Here is a 22,734-nt window from a genome sequence, read left to right as displayed (position 1 = left end):
GATTTGACGCCATGGTTTTTCGGTCTTTTCTTTTCAGTTGCCGCACAGGCACAGTAACCCGATAAATCACAGCCAAAGGAGCACGCTTGTATGGGACTGAAGCTCGGCGATATCGCCCCGGACTTCGAACAGGATTCCAGCGAAGGACGGATCAAATTCCACGAGTGGCTGGGCGGCAAGTGGGCGGTGCTGTTTTCGCATCCTGCCGATTTCACACCGGTTTGCACCACCGAGCTTGGCTTCACCGCCAAACTCAAGGACGAATTCGAAAAGCGCAATGTGAAGGCCATTGCCCTGTCGGTTGACCCGGTCGACTCCCACATCAAGTGGATCGACGACATCAATACCACCCAGAACACGATCGTGAATTTCCCGATCCTGGCCGACGCCGACCGCAAGGTCTCCGAGCTGTACGACCTGATCCACCCCAATGCCAGCGAAACCCTGACCGTGCGCTCGCTGTTCGTGATCGACCCGAACAAGAAAGTGCGCCTGACCATCACCTACCCGGCCAGCACCGGCCGCAACTTCCACGAGATCCTGCGGGTGATCGATTCGCTGCAGCTGACCGACAACTATAAGGTCGCCACGCCCGCGAACTGGAAGGACGGTGAGGATGTGGTGATCGTGCCGTCGATCAAAGACGAGGCCGAGATCAAGGAACGCTTTCCCAAGGGCTACAAGGCCGTCACGCCGTACCTGCGCCTGACGCCGCAGCCCAACCGCTGATACACCCGCTTTCAACCACGACATTCGGGCCGATTGATCGGCCCTTTTTTTGCCCGCCGCAAAACCCTTGTGGGAGCCGGCTTGCTGGCGAATGCGGTGTGTCATTCAACATCGCAGCGTCTGATCCGACGCATTCGCCAGCAAGCCGGCTCCCACGGCCTTCGGCCAGAGGCGAACCGTGGTACGGCGAACAATACGAGAAACTTACATATTCATTTCGGTGCTAACCAAATGAATAAATATGATTTTAAAGAATAAAAAGCCCCTGTTATGGTCTCTCCGTCCTGGCGAGATCGCCGGTCATGAATCCCCTCACCACCTTACTTCGCCCGCCATCGGGCAAGCAGGTGCAACCACAATAGCTACAGCAAAGGAGCGTGCCATGCGCACAGTCATTTTGCGTCGAAGCCTGGTCGCTCTGTTTGCTGCGGCGGTGTCTTTCGGCGTTCTGAGTCAGGCCCAGGCGGATACCCTGCGCATCGGTTATCAGAAATACGGCACCCTGGTGCTGCTCAAGGCCAAGGGCTCGCTGGAGAAGAAACTCGCCGAGCAGGGCGTGCAGGTGCAGTGGACTGAGTTTCCCGGCGGCCCGCAACTGCTCGAAGGCCTGAACGTCGGCTCCATCGATTTCGGCGTGACCGGCGAAACCCCGCCGGTGTTCGCCCAGGCTGCCGGTGCGGATCTGCTGTACGTGGCATCCGAGCCGCCAGCGCCGACCAGCGAAGCGATTCTGGTGCCCAAGGATTCGCCGATCACCTCGGTCAAGGACCTCAAAGGCAAGAAAGTTGCCCTCAACAAAGGCTCCAACGTGCACTACCTGCTGGTGCGCGCGCTGGAAGAGGCAGGCCTGAAATACAGCGACATCCAGACCGTATTCCTGCCACCGGCCGATGCCCGCGCGGCGTTCGAGCGCGGCAGCGTCGATGCCTGGGTGATCTGGGACCCGTACCAGGCCGCCGCCGAACAACAACTGCACGCCAAGACCCTGCGCGACGGCAAAGGCATCGTCGACAACAACCAGTTCTACCTGGCGACCAAGCCCTATGCGCAGCAGCATCCGAAAGTGATTCAGACGCTGGTCGAGGAAGTGCGCGCCGTGGGCGAATGGTCCAAGGCCAACCCTGACGACGTCACCAAGCAGGTCGCGCCGCTGCTCGGCCTGCCAGAAGACATCACCAAAATCTCGGTCAAACGCCAAGGCTACGGGGCGCTGTTCATCACCCCTGAAACCATCGCCGCGCAACAGAAGATCGCCGACACCTTCTATCAACTGAAGTTGATCCCCAAACCGCTCAGCATCGCCGACGTGATCTGGACGCCACCCGCTGCCGTTGCCAAGGCGCAGTAAGCGCGGGCCCAAGAGAGGAGACAACTCCATGAGTGTGGAAAAAATCACCCATAGGCTGGCGCCCTGGCTGCTACCGGTCCTGTTGTTGGCAATCTGGCAACTGGCGGTGAGCGCCGGCTGGCTGTCGACCCGCATCCTGCCCGCGCCCAGCGCGGTGATCGAAGCCGGTGTGACGCTGGTGCGCAGTGGCGAGATCTGGAACCACCTGGCAATCAGCGGCTGGCGCGCGGCGATTGGGTTCGCCATCGGCGGCGGCATCGGCTTGACCCTGGGCTTTATCACCGGCCTGTCGAAGTGGGGTGAGCGCCTGCTCGACAGCTCGGTGCAGATGATCCGGAACGTGCCGCACTTGGCGCTGATTCCGCTGGTGATCCTGTGGTTCGGCATCGACGAGAGCGCGAAGATTTTCCTGGTGGCGCTGGGCACGCTGTTCCCGATTTACCTGAACACCTACCACGGCATCCGCAACATCGATCCGGCGCTGGTGGAGATGTCGCGCAGCTATGGGCTGTCCGGTTTCGCGCTGTTTCGCCACGTAATTCTGCCAGGGGCGATGCCATCGATTCTGGTCGGCGTGCGCTTTGCCCTGGGCTTCATGTGGCTGACGCTGATCGTGGCTGAAACCATCTCGGCCAGCTCCGGCATCGGTTACCTTGCGATGAACGCCCGTGAATTCCTGCAGACCGACGTGGTGGTACTGGCCATCGTTCTGTACGCCGTACTCGGCAAACTGGCAGACCTCGCAGCGCGCGGTCTGGAGCGGGTCTGCCTGCGTTGGCACCCGGCGTATCAAGTGGCCAAAGGTGGTGCCCGATGAGCAATCTCCAACAACCGGCAAACCTGTTGCGCGGGATTCCGTTGCAAGTGCGCAAGCTGAAGAAAACCTTCGGTTCGCGAGAAGTGCTCAAGGACATCGATCTGCACATCCCGGCCGGCCAGTTCGTCGCCGTGGTCGGGCGCAGTGGTTGCGGCAAGAGCACCTTGCTGCGCCTGCTGGCCGGGCTCGACAAGCCTTCGGCGGGGCAACTGCTGGCAGGCTCGGCGGCGCTGGCCGATGCCCGGGAAGACACACGACTGATGTTCCAGGAAGCGCGCTTGCTGCCCTGGAAAAAGATCATCGACAACGTCGGCCTGGGTCTTTCCGGCGACTGGCGCGGCAAGGCTCTTGAGGCGCTGGACGCCGTGGGCCTGGCCGAGCGCGCCGAGGAGTGGCCCGCTGCCTTGTCCGGCGGCCAGAAGCAGCGTGTGGCCCTGGCCCGCGCCCTGATTCACCAGCCGCGCCTGTTGCTGCTGGACGAGCCGCTCGGCGCGCTGGATGCCCTGACCCGCATCGAGATGCAGCAGTTGATCGAGCGCCTGTGGCAGAAGCATGGCTTCACCGTGCTGCTGGTGACCCACGACGTCAGCGAAGCGGTGGCGATTGCCGACCGCGTGCTGTTGATCGAGGAAGGCCGCATCGGCCTGGACCTGCAGGTCGATCTGCCGCGCCCTCGGGCTCGTGGGTCGCACCGCCTGGCGACGCTGGAAACCGAAGTACTGAACCGCGTGCTGTCGCTGCCCGGCAGCCCGCCCGAACCTGAACCGACTTCACCCCTGCCCACGCAGCTGCGTTGGGCCAACTGAAACCCGGCGCACTGTCGCGCCGGGCACTGATCTCAAAAAAGGAAGCGCTACCATGACTATCAAAGCCATCAACGTCCGTAACCAGTTCAAAGGCACCATCAAGGAAATCGTCACCGGCGACGTCCTGTCCGAAATCGACGTACAGACCGCCTCGGGCATCGTCACCTCCGTGATCACCACCCGCTCGGTCAAGGAGCTGGAACTGGCCGTGGGCAGCGAAGTGATCGCCTTCGTGAAATCCACCGAGGTGTCGATCGCCAAGTTGTGATCGATGCGTTGTGAACAACCCCGAAGGGTGCGAGCCCTTCGGGGTTTTTGCATTCGATATCGTACCCGTAGCAGCACGGCTTGCCGGCGGGGCGGTGTGTCAGACGAATGCATTCGTTTCAGATAGACCGCCCCGCCGGCAAGCCGTGCTGCTACGGGGGATGTATGTCAGGTCGTTGGCGTGCGTTTGGGCAGGAATGGCGGCAGATACAACCCCAGATACGCATCGAACACTCGCTGGCCTTCTTCAGCCATGCGCGGGGTGATGGTGTCGTGCAGCTGCACGGAGCGGGCGTAGACGCGGTCGGCCAGTTCCAGCGCCAGGGCGAAGATCTCCACATCCTCCGGCAGCGCGGGCAGCTGGAAGTGCCGGGCGAACAGCTCGTGCATCAGGTTGCCCAGTTCGACGTCGTGCTGGCGGTCGGCCTGGGTCACTTCGGTCAGACCATGCTGGGCGAGGATCAACTGGCGGGCGCCGGCGTCATCGCTGTAGATGTGCAGCATGCGTGTTTCCACCAGCCGCGACAGGTCGTGCCAAGTGTTGAGCTGTGCGTGATCGATGGGCTGCTGCAGGCTTTCACGGAAGGCCGCGTGGACGTCGGCAGTCAGGGCTTCGAGCAGGGCCGGGACGCTGGCGAAGAAGTGATACACCGAGGAAGGCGGGATTTCTGCGCGCTCGGCCACGCTGTAGATCGACAGGCTCGCCACGCCATCGGACGCCAGCAGGGTACGCGCGGCATCGAGGATCGAATCGATTCGGGCCTGGCTGCGTGCACGGGGTTTGCGGGGTGTGGCGGGGCGGGTCATCGCGTGTTCTCTTGATCGGGGCGCGGAGCATTCTACCGTGGCGAGTGAGAGATTGCTTTCGTGAGCAAGCTCGCTCCCACACGCAGTACGCCAGGCGTATGAGGTCTGTAGGGGTGAGCAAGCTCACCTCCGTACGCTCTGCGCCCGTGGGAGTGAGCTTGCTCACGAAGGCGCCGGGGCGGTCAGCATCGGTCTGACAGGTGCCGTCTAAAATAAAAAACGCCCCTGACCATCCGGTCGGGGGCGTTCTTTTTATTTCACACAGTTGTCACACCGTGTGCAGGTACCAGTTGTACTCAAGGTCGGAGATGGAGTGCTCGAACTCCTCCAGCTCGCTTTCCTTGCACGCGACGAAGATGTCGATGTACTTCGGATCGATGTACTTGGCCATGATCTCGCTGTCGTCCAGCTCGCGCAGGGCATCGCGCAAGTTGTTCGGCAGGCTCTGCTCGAACTGCTCGTAGGAGTTGCCTTCCACGGGGGCAGTCGGCTCGACCTTGTTGGTCAGGCCATGGTGGATACCGGCCAGCACCGAAGCCATCAGCAGGTACGGGTTGGCATCTGCACCGGCCACGCGGTGTTCGATACGCACGGCGTCCGGGGTTCCGGTCGGCACGCGTACGGCCACGGTACGGTTGTCCAGGCCCCAGGTCGGCGAGTTTGGCACGTAGAACTGAGCACCGAACCGGCGATACGAGTTGACGTTCGGGCAGAGGAACGCCATCTGCGCCGGCAGGGTCTCGAGCACACCGCCGATCGCATGACGTAATGCGGCGTTCTGCTCGGGATCCTCGCTGGTGAAGATGTTCTTGCCATCGCGATCCAGGATCGAGATGTGCACGTGCAATCCGTTGCCCGCCTGGCCTGGGTACGGCTTGGCCATGAAGGTGGAGTCCATTTCATGGTCGTAGGCGATGTTCTTGATCAGGCGCTTGAGCAGCACCGCGTAGTCACACGCCTTGAGGGCGTCGGCGGTGTGGTGCAGGTTCACTTCGAACTGTGCCGGGGCGCTTTCCTTGACGATGGCGTCGGCAGGAATGCCTTGCTCCTTGGCACCTTCCAGGATGTCCTGGAGGCAGTCGACGTATTCGTCCAGGTCGTCGATCAGGTAGACCTGTGTCGAATGCGGACGCTTGCCGGAGATCGGCGAGCGCGGCGGCTGCGGACGGCCGTTCACGTTCTCCTGGTCGATCAGGTAGAACTCGAGCTCAAATGCGGCGCAGATGGTCAGGCCCAGTTCGTCGAACTTGGTCACCACCTGACGCAGCACTTCACGCGGATCAGCGAAGAATGGCTCGCCTTCCAGCTCGTGCATGGTCATCAAGAGTTGTGCGGTCGGACGCTTCTGCCAGGGCTCGTTGCAGAGAGTGTCGGGAATGGGATAACAGATTCGGTCTGCGTCACCGATGTCCAGGCCAAGACCGGTGCTTTCCACCGTCGAGCCGTTGATATCCAGTGCGAAAAGAGAAGCCGGGAGGTTGATGCCTTTCTCGTAAACCTTATGAAGGCTGGTGCGTTCAATGCGCTTGCCGCGCACCACGCCATTCATATCTGCAATCAGAAGGTCAACGTATAGAACCTCAGGATGTTCCTTAAGGAACGCGTTCGCTTCGTTGAGCTGAACGGCACGCGGGGGTACCGACATGATGCAACACCTTTGTTGTTGAAAATATCAATCATCGAGCATTACGGGGTTCAGTCAATCCGAAAGCCCGATTGAAGTCAAGAGAGCCCTGTTTTGCCCTAAAACGGCGCCTTGAGGCCATTTTTGCCGCACTTTAGGGCGGTAAATCGACGCTGGGGCGCTTGGGAACTGCGATCTTGAGCGGGGCGTGTTTTATTTTTTACGGGGCTGTTGTGTAAAAAAATGAACAAGGCTAAGCTCGGTCGCAACCCATAACAGCAATAATACCGGGGGTCACATGTCTCGCCTTCCGCTGATCGGCGTCACCGCCTGCACTCAGCAAATCGGTTCGCACGTCTATCACATCAGCGGCGACAAGTACGTCCGCGCCGTGGCCGTCGCTGCCAAGGGCCTGCCGATGATCCTGCCGTCACTGGCCGAACTGCTCGACCCTGCCGACATCCTCGCAACGGTCGATGGCCTGCTCTTCACCGGTTCTCCATCCAACGTCGAACCCTATCACTATAGTGGTCCTGCCAGCGCGCCGGGGACTCTCCATGATCCTGCGCGCGACCGCACTACCTTACCCCTGATTCGTGCCGCTGTGGCCGCTGGTGTGCCTGTTCTGGGCATTTGCCGCGGTTTTCAGGAGCTGAATGTGGCGTTTGGTGGCACTCTTCACCAGAAGGTTCACGAGACTGGAACCTTTATGGATCATCGTGAGCCAGACAACGAACCCGTTGAAATTCAGTACGCTGCGAGCCATCCGATGCACATCGAGGCGGGCGGCGTGTTGGCGGGTCTGGGGCTGGGTGAAGAAATTCGTGTCAATTCAATTCACGGGCAGGGCGTCGAGCGCCTTGCGCCCGGTTTGCGTGTTGAAGCGACAGCGCCGGATGGCCTGATCGAAGCGATCTCGGTACCTGCGGGCGCGCCTTTTGCTTCATTTGACGTGTTTGCACTCGGCGTTCAATGGCATCCGGAGTGGCAGGTCACGCACAACCCCGACTATCTTTCAATCTTCCAGGCATTTGGCGATGCCTGCAGAAAACGGGCAACACAACGCGACGCGCAAGCGCGCAAACACGCCTGAATCCATGATGGTTTTCAGGACACCAAAACCCTGAGGTATTTATGAGTACCAACCTCGACCAGCTCACCGATTGGTTGAAAGAACACAGGATTACCGAAGTCGAGTGTCTGATCGCCGACCTCACCGGTATCACGCGGGGCAAGATCGCACCGACCAACAAGTTCATTGCCGAAAAGGGCATGCGCTTGCCGGAAAGCGTATTGCTGCAGACCGTGACCGGGGACTACGTCGAAGACGACATCTATTACGAATTGCTGGACGCCGCGGACATCGACATGTTCTGCCGTCCTGACCAGAACGCGGTGTATCTGGTGCCCTGGGCCATCGAGCCCACCGCGCAGGTGATTCACGACACCTACGACAAGCAAGGCAACCCCATCGAGCTGTCGCCGCGCAACGTATTGAAGAAAGTCCTGCAGCTGTATGCAGATCGCGGCTGGAAGCCGATCGTCGCGCCCGAGATGGAGTTCTACCTGACCAAGCGCAGCGAAGATCCGGATTATCCGTTGCAGCCACCGGTGGGCCGTTCGGGTCGTCCGGAAACCGGGCGCCAGTCGTTCTCCATCGAGGCGGCCAACGAATTCGACCCGCTGTTCGAAGACGTCTACGACTGGTGCGAACTGCAGCACCTGGACCTGGACACGCTGATCCACGAAGACGGCACCGCGCAGATGGAAATCAACTTCCGTCATGGCGACGCGCTGTCGCTGGCCGACCAGATTCTGGTGTTCAAGCGCACCATGCGCGAAGCCGCGCTCAAGCACGACGTGGCCGCCACCTTCATGGCCAAACCCATGACCGGTGAGCCTGGCAGCGCCATGCACCTGCACCAGAGCATCATCGACATCGAGACTGGCAAGAACATCTTCTCCAACGAAGACGGGACCATGAGCCAGTTGTTCCTGCACCACATTGGTGGCCTGCAGAAACTCATCCCCGAGCTGTTGCCGCTGTTCGCGCCCAACGTCAACTCGTTCCGCCGCTTCCTGCCCGATACCTCGGCGCCGGTGAACGTGGAGTGGGGCGAGGAAAACCGCACCGTCGGCCTGCGCGTGCCGGATGCCGGCCCGCAGAACCGTCGTGTGGAAAACCGCCTGCCGGGCGCCGATGCCAACCCGTATCTGGCCATCGCCGCGAGCCTGTTGTGCGGCTACATCGGCATGGTCGAGGGCCTCAACCCCAGCGCGCCCGTGGTCGGCCGCGGCTACGAGCGCCGCAACCTGCGCCTGCCGCTGACCATCGAGGACGCGCTGGAGCGCATGGAAAACAGCAAGACCATCGAGAAATACCTCGGCAAGACCTTCGTGACCGGCTACGTGGCGGTCAAGCGCGCCGAGCACGAAAACTTCAAGCGTGTGATCAGTTCGTGGGAGCGGGAATTCCTGCTCTTTGCCGTCTGAAGACTGCCGGTGCCGCAGGGCCTCGCAGGCCTGCGGCACCTGACACGCGATACCCAGTCAATGGAGTGGTTCATGAGTTCCAACAACCCGCAAACCCGTGAATGGCAAGCCCTGAGCAACGATCATCACCTGGCGCCGTTCAGCGACTTCAAACAGCTCAAAGAGAAAGGCCCGCGCATCATCACCAACGCCAAGGGCGTTTACCTGTGGGACAGCGAAGGCAACAAGATTCTCGACGGCATGGCCGGTCTGTGGTGCGTGGCGGTCGGTTACGGTCGTGAGGAACTGGCCGAGGCTGCCAGCAAACAGATGCGCGAGCTGCCGTATTACAACCTGTTCTTCCAGACCGCCCACCCGCCTGCGTTGCAACTGGCCAAGGCAATTGCCGACGTTGCACCAGAGGGCATGAACCATGTGTTCTTCACCGGCTCCGGCTCCGAAGGCAACGACACTGTGCTGCGCATGGTGCGTCACTACTGGGCGCTGAAGGGCAAGCCGGCGAAGAAGACCATCATCAGCCGCATGAACGGCTACCACGGCTCTACCGTGGCGGGCGCAAGCCTGGGCGGCATGACTTACATGCACGAGCAGGGCGACCTGCCGATTCCGGGCATCGCCCACATTCCGCAGCCTTACTGGTTCGGCGAGGGCGGCGACATGAGCCCTGACGAGTTCGGCGTCTGGGCGGCCGAGCAGCTGGAAAAGAAAATCCTCGAGCTGGGCGAAGACAACGTCGGCGCGTTCATCGCCGAGCCTATCCAGGGCGCAGGCGGCGTCATCGTTCCACCTGCAACCTACTGGCCGAAGATCAAGGAGATCCTGGCCAAGTACGACATCCTGTTCGTGGCTGACGAAGTGATCTGCGGTTTCGGCCGGACCGGTGAGTGGTTCGGTAGCGATTTCTTCGGCCTCAAACCTGATCTGATGACCATCGCCAAGGGCCTGACCTCCGGCTACATCCCCATGGGCGGTGTCATCGTGCGCGATGAAGTGGTGAAAGTGCTGAACGAGGGCGGCGACTTCAACCACGGCTTCACCTATTCGGGGCACCCGGTGGCAGCGGCGGTGGGCCTGGAAAACATCCGCATCCTGCGCGAAGAAAAGATCGTCGAGCGGGTCAAGGCAGAAACGGCACCATACTTGCAAAAGCGTTTGCGTGAGTTGAACGATCATCCGCTGGTGGGTGAAGTGCGTGGTGTCGGCATGCTCGGCGCCATTGAGCTTGTGAAAGACAAGACGACTCGCGAGCGTTACACGGGGCTGGGTGTGGGCATGATCTGCCGCAACTTCTGCTTCAATAATGGGCTGATCATGCGAGCGGTGGGAGACACCATGATTATTTCGCCGCCGCTGGTGATCAGTTTCGCCGAGATCGATGAGTTGGTGGAAAAGGCACGCAAATGCCTGGATCTGACGTTGGCCGAATTGCAGAAATGACGGCCACGTTGTAGGAGCGACCGGGGTGGCGTTCCACCTTGCCCGCGATAACGGGATGTTAGTCGCAGAATTGGGCACAGACAGATCGCAATCGCGGGCAAGCGCGCTCCTACAGAGGTTCAATGTGTTGGCGTGCAGATGAAATCTTTGAAAGTTAAGCAACACGGCGGGTCAGTCGGCTTGTAAGCCCGCCCAGGAAATTGCCAGACTAACGGTTGTTTTAGTCGCCGCTAACATAAAAACACTGGAGCTGTACGAATGAAGAAATTTGGCAAAACCCTCCTCGCGTTGTCCCTGATGGGCGCAGTGGCTTCGGCTGCTCACGCGGATGACAAAGTTCTGCACGTCTACAACTGGTCCGATTACATCGCACCGAACACCATCGCCGACTTCGAGAAAGAGTCGGGCATCAAAGTGGTGTACGACGTCTTCGACAGCAACGAGACCCTGGAAGCCAAACTGCTGGCGGGCAAGTCGGGCTACGACATCGTCGTACCGTCCAACAACTTCCTGGCCAAACAGATCAAGGCCGGTGTTTATCAGGAGCTGGACAAGTCCAAGCTGCCTAACTACAAGAACCTCGACCCTGCGCTGTTGAAAGCGGTGTCGGTCAGCGACCCGGACAACAAACACGCCTTCCCGTACATGTGGGGTTCGATCGGTATCGGTTACAACGCCGAGAAGGTCAAGGCTGCACTGGGCGCCGATGCCCCGGTCAATTCGTGGGATCTGCTGTTCAAGCCTGAGAACGCAGCCAAGCTGAAATCCTGCGGCGTGAGCTTCCTCGATTCGCCAACCGAAATGCTGCCAGTGGCGCTGCATTACCTGGGCCTGCCAACCGACAGCCAGAAGAAAGAAGACATCGAGAAAGCCGAAGCACTGTTCAAGAAGATTCGTCCTTCGGTCACCTACTTCCACTCGTCCAAGTACATCTCGGACCTGGCCAACGGCAACATCTGCGTAGCCGTGGGTTATTCGGGTGACGTGTATCAGGCCAAGGCCCGCGCTGAAGAAGCCGGTGGCAAGATCAAGGTCAGCTACAACATTCCGAAAGAAGGTGCTGGCAGCTTCTACGACATGGTCGCCATTCCCAAAGACGCCGAAAACGTCGAAGGCGCCTACAAGTTCATGAACTTCCTGCTGCAACCAAAGGTGATGGCTGAAATCACCAACGCCGTTCACTTCCCGAACGGCAACAAGGCAGCCACCGAGTTCGTCGACAAGGAAATCACTTCCGACCCGGGTGTTTACCCACCAGCGGACGTTCTGGCCAAGTTGTACGCCATCGCCGATTTGCCAGCCGCGACCCAGCGCCTGATGACTCGTAGCTGGACCAACATCAAGTCGGGCAAGTAAGCCGTTAGTCCCTGTGGGAGCGAGCTTGCTCGCGAAGCGGCCGGTACAAACGCCACATCTGTGGCGGCTGTATTCGTGAGCAAGCTCACTCCCACAAGAGATTCCGTGATTGCGGCGTGACGCACGCGTCACAAAAAGTTTTTTTGCGAGAAGGGTTTATCGAAGGTAAGTTGCGCGCCGGATTGGTTTCAGGCAGCCGCGGCTGTCATCGGCACGGGCACAGGCCCACCTACTGAAAAGGACTGCAGACGTGTCTATCTCTTTATTTTCCAAAGGCTTGCTGCTCAGCGCCGGCCTTTCCCTCGCTGCCGGTGCGTACGCAGAGTCCACCGTCCGCATTTATAACTGGTCCGACTACATCGGGACCACGACCCTGGCGGACTTCGAGTCCACGACCGGGATCAAGACCAAGTACGACGTCTTCGACTCCAACGAAACCCTGGAGGGCAAGCTGCTGGCCGGTCACACTGGTTATGACGTGGTAGTCCCCTCCAACCACTTCCTTGGCAAACAGATCAAGGCCGGTGCGTTTCAGAAGCTCGACAAGTCGCAACTCCTCAACTATTCCAACCTCGATCCCGAACTGATGAAGCGCCTGGAGAAGAACGATCCGGGCAATCAGTATGCTGTGCCTTATCTGTGGGGCACCAACGGCATCGGCTACAACGTCGACAAGATCAAGCAAGTGCTGGGCGTCGATACCATCGATTCCTGGGCCGTGCTGTTCGAACCCGAGAACATCAAGAAGCTGCAGAAGTGCGGCGTGGCGTTCCTCGACTCGGCAGATGAAATGCTCCCGGCGGTGCTCAATTACATGGGCAAGAACCCCAACAGCACCGACGAGAAAGACTACAAGGCGGCCACCGACAAACTGCTCAAAGTTCGTCCGTACGTGACCTACTTCAACTCGTCGAAATACATCACCGATCTGGCCAATGGCGACATCTGCATCGCGGCCGGTTTCTCCGGCGACGTGTTCCAGGCCAAGGCCCGCGCTGAAGAAGCCGGCAAGGGCGTGAACATCGCCTATTCGATTCCCAAGGAAGGCGGCAACCTGTGGTTCGACATGCTGGCGATCCCCGCCGATGCGCCGGACGTCAAGGCTGCTCACGCTTTCATCAACTTCATCCTCAAGCCTGACGTGATCGCCAAAGTCAGCGACCAGGTGGGATACGCCAACCCGAACCCGGCTTCGGGCGAACTCATGGATCAGGAAATCCGTAACGACGAGTCGGTGTACCCACCGGCCGACGTGCAGAAGCGGCTGTACGTCAACTCGGAGTTGCCACCCAAGATTCAGCGCGTGATGACACGCAGCTGGACCACCATCAAAACCGGTAAATAAGACCAGGCGTCCGGCCGTAGTGGCCGGGCGCAAAAACAGTTGGGAGTTTCACCCATGGCAGTTGCCTCCGGCGCCTACAAAAAAGCCCTTGAGGGTGGTCAGCAACCTAAACAGGTGCTGGTCAAAATCGATCGGGTCACCAAAAAGTTCGACGAGACGGTTGCTGTGGACGATGTGTCTCTGCAGATCAACAAGGGCGAGATCTTCGCCCTGCTTGGCGGTTCTGGTTCGGGCAAGTCCACGCTGCTGCGCATGCTCGCCGGTTTCGAGCGGCCGACCGAGGGGCGGATTTTCCTCGACGGCGTCGACATCACCGACATGCCCCCGTACGAACGTCCGATCAACATGATGTTCCAGTCCTACGCGCTGTTCCCGCACATGACCGTGGCGCAGAACATTGCCTTCGGCCTGCAGCAGGACAAGCTGCCCAAGGAAGAAATCGAAGCCCGCGTGGCCGAGATGCTCAAGCTGGTGCAGATGACCCAGTACGCCAAGCGCAAGCCGCATCAGCTCTCCGGCGGTCAGCGTCAGCGTGTGGCCCTGGCCCGTTCGCTAGCCAAGAAGCCGAAACTGCTGCTGCTCGACGAACCCATGGGCGCGCTGGACAAGAAGCTGCGTTCGCAGATGCAGCTGGAACTGGTGGAAATCATCGAGCGCGTGGGCGTGACCTGCGTGATGGTGACCCACGACCAGGAAGAGGCCATGACCATGGCCCAGCGCATCGCGATCATGCACCTGGGCTGGATCGCCCAGATCGGCAGCCCGGTGGACATCTACGAGACCCCGACCAGCCGTCTGGTCTGCGAATTCATCGGCAACGTCAACCTGTTCGACGGTGAAGTCATCGAGGACATGGAAGGCCACGCGCTGATCAGAAGCCCGGAGCTTGAGCGCGAAATCTACGTCGGCCACGGCATCAGCACCTCGGTGGAAGACAAGCACATTACCTACGCGATTCGCCCCGAGAAGCTGCTCATTACCACCGAGCAACCGACCTACCAATACAACTGGTCGCGCGGCAAGGTCCACGATATCGCCTACCTGGGCGGCCACTCGGTGTTCTACGTGCAACTGGCGTGCGGCAAGCTGGTGCAGTCCTTCGTCGCCAACGCCGAACGCCGCGGCGCGCGTCCGACCTGGGATGACGAAGTCTACGTGTGGTGGGAAGACGACAGCGGCGTGGTACTGCGCTCATGAAAATTCGCAAAGTCAAACGCATGCTGCAACGCATAACGCCCAACGGCCGCACCGCGGTCATCGGGGTCCCGTTCCTGTGGCTGTTCCTGTTCTTCGCGCTGCCGTTTCTGATCGTCATCAAGATCAGTTTCGCCGAAGCCGACGTCGCGATTCCGCCCTACACCGAGATCTTCTCCTACGCCGAGCAGAAGCTCGACATCGTCCTCAACTTTGCCAACTACGCGTTGCTGAGCGGCGACGACCTGTACATTGCGGCGTACTTGGGTTCGCTGAAAATGGCCTTCTTCAGCACCCTGCTGTGCCTGTTGATCGGCTACCCGATGGCCTACGGCATCTCTATCGCCCGTAAAGAGATGCAGACGGTGCTGTTGCTGCTGATCATGATGCCGACCTGGACCGCGATCCTGATCCGCGTCTACGCCTGGATGGGCATTCTCAGCAACAACGGCCTGCTCAATGCCTTCCTGATGTGGCTGGGCGTGATCAGCGAGCCGCTGCAGATCCTCAACACCAACCTGGCGGTGTATATCGGCGTGGTCTATTCGTACCTGCCGTTCATGATCCTGCCGCTGTACGCCAACCTGGTTAAGCACGATCAGAGCCTGCTGGAAGCCGCCTCGGACCTGGGTTCGAGCACCTTCAACAGCTTCTGGAAGATCACCGTGCCGCTGTCCAAGAACGGCATCATCGCCGGCTGCATGCTGGTGTTCATCCCGGTGGTGGGCGAGTTCGTCATTCCTGAGCTGCTCGGCGGCCCGGAAACCCTGATGATCGGCAAGGTCCTGTGGCAAGAGTTCTTCAACAACCGCGACTGGCCGGTGGCGTCTTCGCTGGCGGTGGTGATGCTGTTGATCCTCATCGTGCCCATCATTCTGTTCAACCGTAGCCAGGCCAAAGAACTGGAGGGCAAGGCATGAGAGGCTTCCGATTCTCGAACCTGATGTTGGTATTGGGTCTGATCTTCATCTACGCGCCCATGGTCATCCTGGTGATCTACTCGTTCAACGCCTCCAAGCTGGTAACGGTCTGGGGCGGCTGGTCGGTGAAGTGGTACGTGGGCCTTCTGGACAACACCCAACTGATGGCCGCCGTGGCGCGCTCGCTGGAAATCGCCTGCTACACGTCCATCGCCGCCGTGGCGCTGGGCACCATGGCCGCCTTCGTGCTGACCCGCGTCACGCGCTTCAAGGGCCGCACCTTCTTCGGCGGCCTGGTGACGGCGCCATTGGTGATGCCTGAGGTGATCACCGGTCTGTCCTTGCTGCTGCTGTTCGTGGCCATGGCGCAGATGATCGGCTGGCCGCAGGAGCGCGGCATCGTCACCATCTGGATCGCCCACACGACGTTCTGTGCGGCTTACGTGGCCGTCGTGGTCTCGGCTCGCCTGCGCGAGCTGGACATGTCGATCGAAGAGGCTGCGATGGACCTGGGTGCGCGTCCATGGAAAGTGTTCTTCCTGATCACCATCCCGATGATCGCGCCTTCGCTGGCAGCGGGCGGCATGATGTCCTTCGCCCTGTCGCTGGACGACCTGGTGCTGGCCAGCTTCGTGTCCGGCCCGGGTTCGACGACTCTGCCGATGGAAGTGTTCTCGGCGGTACGTCTGGGCGTGAAGCCTGAGATCAACGCGATCGCCAGCTTGATTCTGCTGGCCGTGTCGCTGGCGACCTTCCTGGTGTGGTTCTTCAGCCGTCGTGCCGAAGAGAAGCGTCGCAAGGCGATCCAGCAGGCCATCGAAGAAGCCGCGGCCGATGGCTGGAAACAGCCTGAAGTGCGCCGCCCGCAGGTGGTTGAGCCGGTTTGATCCCGCGCAACGCGCGTGACCCGTGGGAGTGAGCTTGCTCACGAATATGTCTGTACATTCACCGCATCTGTGGCGGCTGAGGGTCAGTCTTCGTGAGCAAGCTCACTCCCACGTTGGCTTGGTGCTGCTAACGGGCATGAGATTCGGCCCTTGCGGTTCAGTTGGTGTTATTTGGCCGGCACCAACCTCAACTCTTCCTTGCTGTTCTGCTCCACATCCCCCTCACTGAACCGCTCCGGCTTGTACTGGCCGCTGATGTAGGCCTGTGCCTGATCGGCGTAGTGCTTGTCGAACAGCACGCCGCTCTGGCCCACCGGATTGATACCTAGCGCATGAGCAGGGTCGGCGAAGTCGATCAGGCGGCGGGTCGACGGGCCGTAGGTCACCGGCCACGGCGCCGTGGTGATGCTGGCCGAAAGGTTATTCGGTACTTCGTGAGTGCCCGGTGCAGCGAAGGGCCCGACGTTGAACAGCCTGTCCAGCGGCGGCTGACGGCCCAGCGGATGCTCGTGGGTCAGGGTATGCGCCTTGCCCCATGTCCACTCCTCGGGGTTGAGCCCGTACAGCGATTTCAGGTGCGACACCGCCATGTGCCAGGCGACCTTGACCGTGTTGTCGCGGGTTTCCGGCTCGTTGGAATTGCGATTGTTCCACCATGGCGAGTGCTCGTCGGCGGCCAGCTTCGGCAGCGCCAGGTCGATCACTCGCGTGGAGATCAGCGTGGCGAACAGGCCGTCGCCCAGCTCATCGCGAAAGGTCTGATCACACAGGTTGAACAGGAACTGGTTGAACAGCGTAGCGCCCACCGAATCCACCGAGTAATCGCCTTTCCAGGCGGCGAGGCGTTCGAGCAGGTCGTGCTCTTCGGGATCGCTGACCACGCGGCGCAGCACGGGAATCAAGGGCTTGAGGATCTGCGCGGCGTAATCGGTCTGCGTACCCAGCTGCAGCGCCTGGCTGTTCTGCAGATTCCATTTCACGCTGTCGTCGCTCAGTTGCTTGTTCAACTGGCGACCGCGCTCGGCGAGGTTGTAGTAGCCAGGGATCTCGATGCCCATGGGCGAGACGGGCTGGAAGTTGGCTGAGACGATGTACCCGCGCGCCGGATTTTCTTCCTGCGGGTTGGCGCTGAAAGGGTAGAAGCCGTGCTTGTCGGCCTGATCGCTGCTGCCGTCGAGTATGAACGCCGGGTTCACTCCATCCGCACGTTTGGGCAACTGCGCGGCGGCCCACCAGCCGATATCGCCACGGGCGTTGGCGTACACCACGTTCAGGCCGGGTGACTGAATCTTCTCGGCGGCGCTGCGCATCTTGTCCAGGGTGTCGGCGCGGTTGGCCTCAAAGAAGCCCTGCAGGATCGGGTTCTCCGACTCCAGAAACGACCACCACATGGCAATCGGCGTGTCGGCCTGTTCCTGAATCCCGCTGGCGCTCAGCACGTCGTTGACGATGGGGCCGTGGGGCGACTGGCGCAGGGTGAAGTTGATCGGGTCCTGGCCCTTGACCTTGATCTGCTCGGTGCGTGAGGTCATGTCGACCCAAGCGCCGTGGTACCAGACCTGATTGGGGTTGGCCGGGTTGGTCTTTTCGGCGATCAGGTCCACGTCGTCGTTCTGGAACATGGTCAGGCTCCAGCCGAAATCCATGTTGTGGCCCAGCAGCGCGAAGGGGTTGAGCGCCTGAAAATGGCCGTACAGCTCAAAGCCCGGCGCCGACAGTTGCGCCTCGTACCACACCGCCGGCACCGAGAAGCGAATGTGCGGATCGCCCGCCAGCAACGGCTTGCCGCTCTGGGTGCGGCTGCCCGAGACCGCCCAGGCGTTGCTGCCTTCGAATTGCGGCAGGCCGGCGTCTTCAAGGGCTTGCTGGCTGAGCAGCGCCAGGTCGCTCAGGCCTTTCCAGTCCTTGCTGGTCAGGGTCGGGTGCAGGGCGCCCTGTGGCTGCCAGTCCAGGTCGAAGGTTTTCAGATAGTCCGGGCCCAGCTTGTCGCGCACGTAGGTCAGCAGCGGCTCGGTGCGAAACGCGGCGGCGAAGCTGTAGGCCAGATAGCCGCCGATGCTCAGGGTGTCTTCTGCGGTGAATGGGCGTTTATCGATGCCCAGTACGTCGAATTCGATCGGCTTGGGGTGGCTGGCCTGAAACTGGTTCACGCCGTCCAGATAGGCTTGCAGCGCCTTCCAGGCAGGGGCGTTCTTGTCCATGCGGGCAACGTAGGCGTCGGCATGCTCGCGGATGCGCAGGCTGCGAAACAGCTTGTCGGTGTTGACCAATTTCGGCCCCAACACCTCGGCCAGCTCGCCACGGGCTAGGCGCCGCAGGATTTCCATCTGGAACAGCCGGTCTTGGGCGTGCACATAGCCCAGCGCGCGGTACAGGTCGTCCTGATTTTGCGCCTTGATGTGCGGCACGCCGCGTTCATCGAAGCGCACGCTGACCGGCGCCTGAAGATGGGCCATGGCGATCTCGCCATCGCGCACCGGTTGCTTGCCGTGGATGTACCAGGCGCCTGCGCCGACGATCAGCACGACGGCAACGGCAATGACGGAAAGACTGCGTTTCATCCGAAGGCCCGAAAGGTCGTTGAGAAGCCCGAAAGGCTACAGATTTGTCCCATGGGTGGGTAGCGGGGCAGGTGTCACCCGTTCCACGGGCAATAACACCCCACCGCCATGGTATGCGTAGCACTGACCGGCCGATCGTCCTTGAGCGCCTGCAGGATCGGCTCGATGAAGCTGTTGTTTGCATTGCACACCAGCCCCTCGCTGTAGGGGCCGAAATAGGCGAGGCGGCCTTGCCGGTCCCAGATCGCCACCGCCGGGCTTGAGGTAATGCGTTCGGCGCCCGGCAAATGGTCCAGGGGTTTGATCGCTGCCAGTGTCTCGGGCAACTGGCCGTGGCTGCCGGGCTTTTGCACGGCGTAGAAGTCGACGCCGCCGGCGCCTGCGTAATGCGCCACCAGCTCGCTCAGGTGCTGCTGATTGCCGACGTTGCAGGGGCAGGCCGGGTCCCAGAAGTGCACGACGCGAATGCGCCCCGGCCCGGCGAGCTCTGGCGGCAGGCTCAGCACGTCACCTGCGAACAAAGCCGTGCGATCACTGAACGCGCGCACGTATCGGCCCTCAAACCAGCCATACGCCCACCACAGGGCTGCGGCACAGAGACAGCCGATGAGCGCGACAAGAATGGTGCGACGTCGAGTGTGTGATTGAGCAGTCATGGGGAGGGCTTGAATTGGGGTGCCGTAGCTTGCCACGCCTTGGCGGACAGATGAAACTCGCAGCTATGCTCCTTCTGATCTCACCTGCCTGATCTGGAATACCGATGTCCAACACGTTCGACCCCGACCGCTTGCGTGCCAGCCTGCAGCCCTTGAGCGCAAAGCTCGCGCTGTCCGAAGATGGCCAGGCTTACCTGCGGTTCTACAGCCTGGCCGGGCTTGGGCGTGATCGATCGGTGACCAGCCGCCTGGGGCGCTTCGACATCGGCGGGTACGAAATCGTCACTCAGTTGTGGATGCCGGAAAACCCGGTCGCCACGCTGGTGCTGGTGCACGGGTTCTACGACCACATGGGCTTGTATCGCCACGTCGTCGAGTGGGCGCTGGAGCTGGGGTTCGCGGTGATTTCCTGTGACCTGCCCGGCCACGGCCTGTCCAGCGGAACCCGGGCGAGCATTACCGATTTCGCCGAGTATCAGCTGGTGCTCGACCGGCTGTTCGTCGAAGCCGAGCTGCTCGATCTGCCCAAACCCTGGCACCTGTGCGGGCAGAGCACCGGGGGCGCCATCGTTATCGACCATCTGCTCAATCATGGCGACGAGAGCCCGATCCAAGGCCAGTCGATCCTCCTGGCGCCGTTGGTGCGGCCGCGGGGCTGGACCTGGTCGAAAGTCAGCTATTACCTGCTGCGGGCGTTCGTCAAAGGCATCGACCGGCGCTTCAGCGAAAACTCCAATGCGCCGGCCTTCCTGCCGTTTCTGATGGCCGACCCGCTGCAACCGCGGCGCCTGCCGACGGTGTGGGTCGGCGCGCTGGCCAAGTGGATCGAACGCATCGAAAACGCCCCGCGCAGCCGCCGCAGCCCGCTGATCGTGCAGGGCGAGTCAGACATGACCGTGGACTGGAGCCACAACCTGGCGGTGCTCAACGACAAGTTCGATCATCCGCAGATCTTCATGCTGCACGAGGCGCGGCATCACCTGGCCAATGAATTGCCGGAGCTGCGGGAACAGTTTTTCAGGTTTCTGACCCAGCGGATGGTTTGAGCTTCGTTGTGGCTGTAGGAGCGCGCTTGCCCGCGATTGCGTCGGGTCAGCCACTCGTGATGTTGAATGACACACCGCAATCGCGGGCAAGCGCGCTCCTACGGGCATAGGCGTAGGTGGCGTTTATTTCAGCGGCTGCCCCACCGCCAACCCCGCGCGAATCGCAGCCAGCGCCGCCTGGTAATAGGCCTTGCCCTCGGCGGACTCTGCAAAGGTCGCGAATTCGTCCAGCTCGGCGTCGGACAGATCGCGATAGACGTACAGCAGCGTGTTGCTCATGTCGTTGGCGATCTGGCCCATCAGGCGCTGGCGCTGGCCGTCGAGCATGGCCTGGGTGGTGCCGCCGCCCATCAGCCCCGGAATCATCGAACTCAGGCTATCTGCCGCCACGCCGGCAATCGCCAGGCTTACTTCGGCGCCGGCTTCCTTGGCTGGCAGGGCGTTGGCCAGGTGGCCGATGATCAGCAGGCGATTGTCGTCGGCGGGCATCTTTGGCAGGCCCTGGGCGTTCTTGGCCAGTTGGTCGGGGCGGGTGGCGGTCAGTTCGGCGTTGACGATCTTGCGCCCCAGGGGCGACTGGAAGAATTGCAGCGCGGGGTTGGGGTCCGCCAGGGTCTGGCGCAGTTTCTGTTCGGCGCGCTGGTCCATGGCCTGCGGGGCGAAACGCTGATTGCTGTTGCTCACCAGCGCATCGAACACCGCCGGTGGCAGGCTGTTCTTGTAGCGCTGTTGGGCGGCTTTGAGGGCGTCGTTGAAGTGCGCGCGTTGATCCGGCCAGCCAGCGGTCTTGTAGAGCTGGTCGTGGACGTCTGCCCAGACAGGCGTGGTGCAGAACATCAACAGCAGGAAAAACAGACGGCGCATTTATGACTCCTGTCGGCAAGCCGCTATTTTCGTCGGGGCGGCGGTGATTTGTCGAGTTAACAGTTGCCAGACCCCGGGAAAACCGACGGGTTCGACGCTCCGGCGTGCAAAGCACGCTTTGATCATTGCGCGCTGAAAAATATTCCGCGTTTTACAGACCGCAGGATCTGTTGGATCGGGCGGCGTATGGATACTATGCGCGGCATGTCCCTATCCCCTGATGATCCACTGCTGCTGCGCATCGTCGACGACCTGGCGGAACGCGGCTGGTCGCAGCAGGACCTGTTCCTGACGCCCGAGCTGACTCGCGCGCTGGCCCTTGAGTGCCGCACGCGTTCGGCCGAGGGCGAGCTTGCGCCTGCCGCTGTCGGGCGCGGCGCCGCGCAGGAAGTACGCGAGGGGATTCGCGGCGATCACATCCAGTGGATCGAGGCCGGGCAGGCGGCGCCCTGCGACCGCTATCTGGAGCTGATGGACAGCCTGCGCCAGGCGCTCAATCGCGGGCTGTACCTGGGGCTGGAAGACTTCGAGTGCCATTTCGCGCTGTACCCGCCGGGCGCGTTCTACCGCAAGCACGTCGACCGTTTTCGCGATGACGACAAGCGCATGGTTTCGGCGGTGATCTACCTCAACGAAGACTGGCAGCCCGAGCACGGCGGGCAATTGCGCATGTTCCCCAGCAACGCTGCCGAGTTCGACGTACAGCCGGTGGGCGGCACCCTGGCGATTTTCCTCTCCGGCGACATGCCCCACGAAGTGCTGCCCGCCCACCGCGAACGCCTGTCGCTGACCGGCTGGTTCCGCCGACGCGGCAATGAGCCGTTCGATCTCTGATCGTCAACATGAAATCTTCGACACAAACTCATTCTCCCAAGGGCTGACGCACCAGATCAGGCTAATGTGAATGCCATGAACCGGGCCTGCTCGATTGCGGTCCGACATTCAGGATTCATCAAAAGGTAGAGATCATGAAGACGCTATTCGCAAGAACTGCCCTGGCCGGCCTGCTGCTGGGCGCGACCTTGGTGGCGCAGGCTGCCGATGTGCCGCGCACGCCGTCACCTGCCGGAGCCGAGGTGTACATCATCTCGCCCAAGGACGGTGCCACGGTCAATGGCACGTTCAAGGTGCAGTTCGGCCTCAAGGGCATGGGTGTCGCGCCAGCGGGCGTGGACGTGCCGGAAACCGGCCACCATCACCTGCTGATCGACGTGAAGGACCAGCCGGACATGAACGCGCCGCTGCCCACCACCGACAACATCCGCCACTTCGGCAAGGGCCAGACCGAAACCGAACTGACCCTGACCCCGGGCCAGCACACCCTGCAACTGCTGATGGGTGACAAGAGCCACATCCCGTTGAACCCACCGGTGGAGTCGCAGAAGATCACGATTACCGTGAAGTAGCGGGCTTCGCAGTTCCCTGTGGGAGTGAGCTTGCTCACGAAGCTTTTTCAGACCACGCATCCACGGTATGTGCTGGCCTTTTCGTGAGCAAGCTCACTCCCACGGTTAAAGCGTGTCATTGCATCGCTTTGATGGCAGCCACAAAAAAGGAGACCTAAAGGTCTCCTTTTT

General features: G+C 61.1%; 21 protein-coding genes. 16 read left to right on the top strand and 5 right to left on the bottom strand.

Going from position 1 to position 22,734, the window contains the following annotated elements; genetic code table 11:
- Positions 1–90: 90 nt before the first annotated feature.
- The 5 genes from AC1MEK_RS08385 to AC1MEK_RS08365 all read left to right on the top strand — a co-directional run bounded on the left by AC1MEK_RS08385 (position 91) and on the right by AC1MEK_RS08365 (position 3,968).
- Complete coding sequence (locus AC1MEK_RS08385; protein ID WP_274133164.1) at positions 91–729, top strand: peroxiredoxin; 639 nt, start codon at positions 91–93, stop codon at positions 727–729.
- Between the two features lie 382 nt (positions 730–1,111).
- Positions 1,112–2,077 (top strand): sulfonate ABC transporter substrate-binding protein, encoded by a 966-nt coding sequence (locus AC1MEK_RS08380; RefSeq protein ID WP_480395793.1) that lies wholly within the window; start codon positions 1,112–1,114, stop codon positions 2,075–2,077.
- Between the two features lie 28 nt (positions 2,078–2,105).
- Positions 2,106–2,894 carry an aliphatic sulfonate ABC transporter permease SsuC gene (gene ssuC, locus AC1MEK_RS08375; RefSeq protein ID WP_480395792.1) on the top strand — a complete coding sequence of 263 codons (789 nt, stop codon included), beginning with the start codon at positions 2,106–2,108 and terminating at the stop codon, positions 2,892–2,894.
- Positions 2,891–3,700 carry an aliphatic sulfonates ABC transporter ATP-binding protein gene (gene ssuB / locus AC1MEK_RS08370; protein ID WP_480395791.1) on the top strand — a complete coding sequence of 270 codons (810 nt, stop codon included), beginning with the start codon at positions 2,891–2,893 and terminating at the stop codon, positions 3,698–3,700. The genes ssuC and ssuB overlap by 4 nt, the downstream gene beginning before the upstream one ends.
- 52 nt (positions 3,701–3,752) lie before the next feature.
- Positions 3,753–3,968: a TOBE domain-containing protein gene (locus AC1MEK_RS08365; RefSeq protein WP_404635088.1), complete on the top strand. Its 216-nt coding sequence runs from the start codon at positions 3,753–3,755 to the stop codon at positions 3,966–3,968.
- A 167-nt stretch (positions 3,969–4,135) separates the two neighbouring features.
- Here the strand turns inward: AC1MEK_RS08365 and AC1MEK_RS08360 are convergent, their stop codons facing one another.
- Both AC1MEK_RS08360 and AC1MEK_RS08355 read right to left on the bottom strand, forming a co-directional pair.
- A complete protein-coding gene (locus tag AC1MEK_RS08360) occupies positions 4,136–4,774 on the bottom strand; it encodes a TetR/AcrR family transcriptional regulator (protein ID WP_480395790.1) in 639 nt (212 codons plus the stop codon).
- 268 nt (positions 4,775–5,042) lie between these two features.
- Positions 5,043–6,419, bottom strand: coding sequence for a glutamine synthetase family protein (locus AC1MEK_RS08355; protein ID WP_480395789.1), 1,377 nt, complete (start codon positions 6,417–6,419; stop codon positions 5,043–5,045).
- Between the two features lie 277 nt (positions 6,420–6,696).
- Here AC1MEK_RS08355 and AC1MEK_RS08350 point away from each other — a divergent pair, with 277 nt between their 5' ends.
- The 8 genes from AC1MEK_RS08350 (at position 6,697) to AC1MEK_RS08315 (ending at position 16,030) form a co-directional block, all read left to right on the top strand.
- Positions 6,697–7,491, top strand: a complete 795-nt coding sequence (locus AC1MEK_RS08350) for a gamma-glutamyl-gamma-aminobutyrate hydrolase family protein (RefSeq protein ID WP_480395788.1) — start codon at positions 6,697–6,699, stop codon at positions 7,489–7,491.
- A 41-nt stretch (positions 7,492–7,532) separates the two neighbouring features.
- Entirely contained in the window at positions 7,533–8,891 is a 1,359-nt protein-coding gene (locus AC1MEK_RS08345; protein WP_480395787.1) for a glutamine synthetase family protein, read from the top strand.
- Between the two features lie 72 nt (positions 8,892–8,963).
- Positions 8,964–10,328, top strand: coding sequence for an aspartate aminotransferase family protein (locus tag AC1MEK_RS08340; protein WP_480395786.1), 1,365 nt, complete (start codon positions 8,964–8,966; stop codon positions 10,326–10,328).
- A 258-nt stretch (positions 10,329–10,586) separates the two neighbouring features.
- Positions 10,587–11,684 (top strand): polyamine ABC transporter substrate-binding protein, encoded by a 1,098-nt coding sequence (locus AC1MEK_RS08335; RefSeq protein WP_480395785.1) that lies wholly within the window; start codon positions 10,587–10,589, stop codon positions 11,682–11,684.
- A 250-nt stretch (positions 11,685–11,934) separates the two neighbouring features.
- Positions 11,935–13,029, top strand: coding sequence for a polyamine ABC transporter substrate-binding protein (locus AC1MEK_RS08330; protein ID WP_480395784.1), 1,095 nt, complete (start codon positions 11,935–11,937; stop codon positions 13,027–13,029).
- A gap of 54 nt (positions 13,030–13,083) precedes the next feature.
- Positions 13,084–14,226, top strand: a complete 1,143-nt coding sequence (potA, locus tag AC1MEK_RS08325) for a polyamine ABC transporter ATP-binding protein (RefSeq protein ID WP_480395783.1) — start codon at positions 13,084–13,086, stop codon at positions 14,224–14,226.
- Positions 14,223–15,143 (top strand): ABC transporter permease subunit, encoded by a 921-nt coding sequence (locus tag AC1MEK_RS08320; protein ID WP_480395782.1) that lies wholly within the window; start codon positions 14,223–14,225, stop codon positions 15,141–15,143. Before potA ends, AC1MEK_RS08320 begins: the two co-directional genes overlap by 4 nt.
- Complete coding sequence (locus tag AC1MEK_RS08315) at positions 15,140–16,030, top strand: ABC transporter permease subunit (RefSeq protein WP_480395781.1); 891 nt, start codon at positions 15,140–15,142, stop codon at positions 16,028–16,030. The genes AC1MEK_RS08320 and AC1MEK_RS08315 overlap by 4 nt, the downstream gene beginning before the upstream one ends.
- Before the next feature lie 167 nt (positions 16,031–16,197).
- Here the strand turns inward: AC1MEK_RS08315 and AC1MEK_RS08310 are convergent, their stop codons facing one another.
- Positions 16,198–18,591 carry a penicillin acylase family protein gene (locus AC1MEK_RS08310; protein ID WP_480395780.1) on the bottom strand — a complete coding sequence of 798 codons (2,394 nt, stop codon included), beginning with the start codon at positions 18,589–18,591 and terminating at the stop codon, positions 16,198–16,200.
- A gap of 74 nt (positions 18,592–18,665) precedes the next feature.
- Entirely contained in the window at positions 18,666–19,247 is a 582-nt protein-coding gene (locus tag AC1MEK_RS08305; protein WP_480395779.1) for a DUF6436 domain-containing protein, read from the bottom strand.
- Between the two features lie 104 nt (positions 19,248–19,351).
- Here AC1MEK_RS08305 and bipL point away from each other — a divergent pair, with 104 nt between their 5' ends.
- Complete coding sequence (gene bipL, locus AC1MEK_RS08300) at positions 19,352–20,293, top strand: phospholipase BipL (RefSeq protein ID WP_480395778.1); 942 nt, start codon at positions 19,352–19,354, stop codon at positions 20,291–20,293.
- A gap of 123 nt (positions 20,294–20,416) precedes the next feature.
- On the opposite strand, the gene AC1MEK_RS08295 is transcribed toward bipL, so the two are convergent.
- Positions 20,417–21,157 carry a DUF2059 domain-containing protein gene (locus AC1MEK_RS08295; protein ID WP_480395777.1) on the bottom strand — a complete coding sequence of 247 codons (741 nt, stop codon included), beginning with the start codon at positions 21,155–21,157 and terminating at the stop codon, positions 20,417–20,419.
- A gap of 195 nt (positions 21,158–21,352) precedes the next feature.
- Here AC1MEK_RS08295 and AC1MEK_RS08290 point away from each other — a divergent pair, with 195 nt between their 5' ends.
- Both AC1MEK_RS08290 and AC1MEK_RS08285 read left to right on the top strand, forming a co-directional pair.
- Entirely contained in the window at positions 21,353–21,991 is a 639-nt protein-coding gene (locus tag AC1MEK_RS08290) for a 2OG-Fe(II) oxygenase (RefSeq protein ID WP_480396063.1), read from the top strand.
- 134 nt (positions 21,992–22,125) lie between these two features.
- On the top strand, positions 22,126–22,563 hold the full coding sequence (locus tag AC1MEK_RS08285) for a DUF4399 domain-containing protein (protein ID WP_480395776.1): 438 nt from the start codon (positions 22,126–22,128) through the stop codon (positions 22,561–22,563).
- The last annotated feature ends 171 nt before the right edge of the window (positions 22,564–22,734 follow it).

Source organism: Pseudomonas sp. 2 (genome assembly GCF_056627435.1).
Note: the sequence above shows the minus strand (reverse complement) of the source record. Positions and strands in the feature narration are given on the sequence as shown.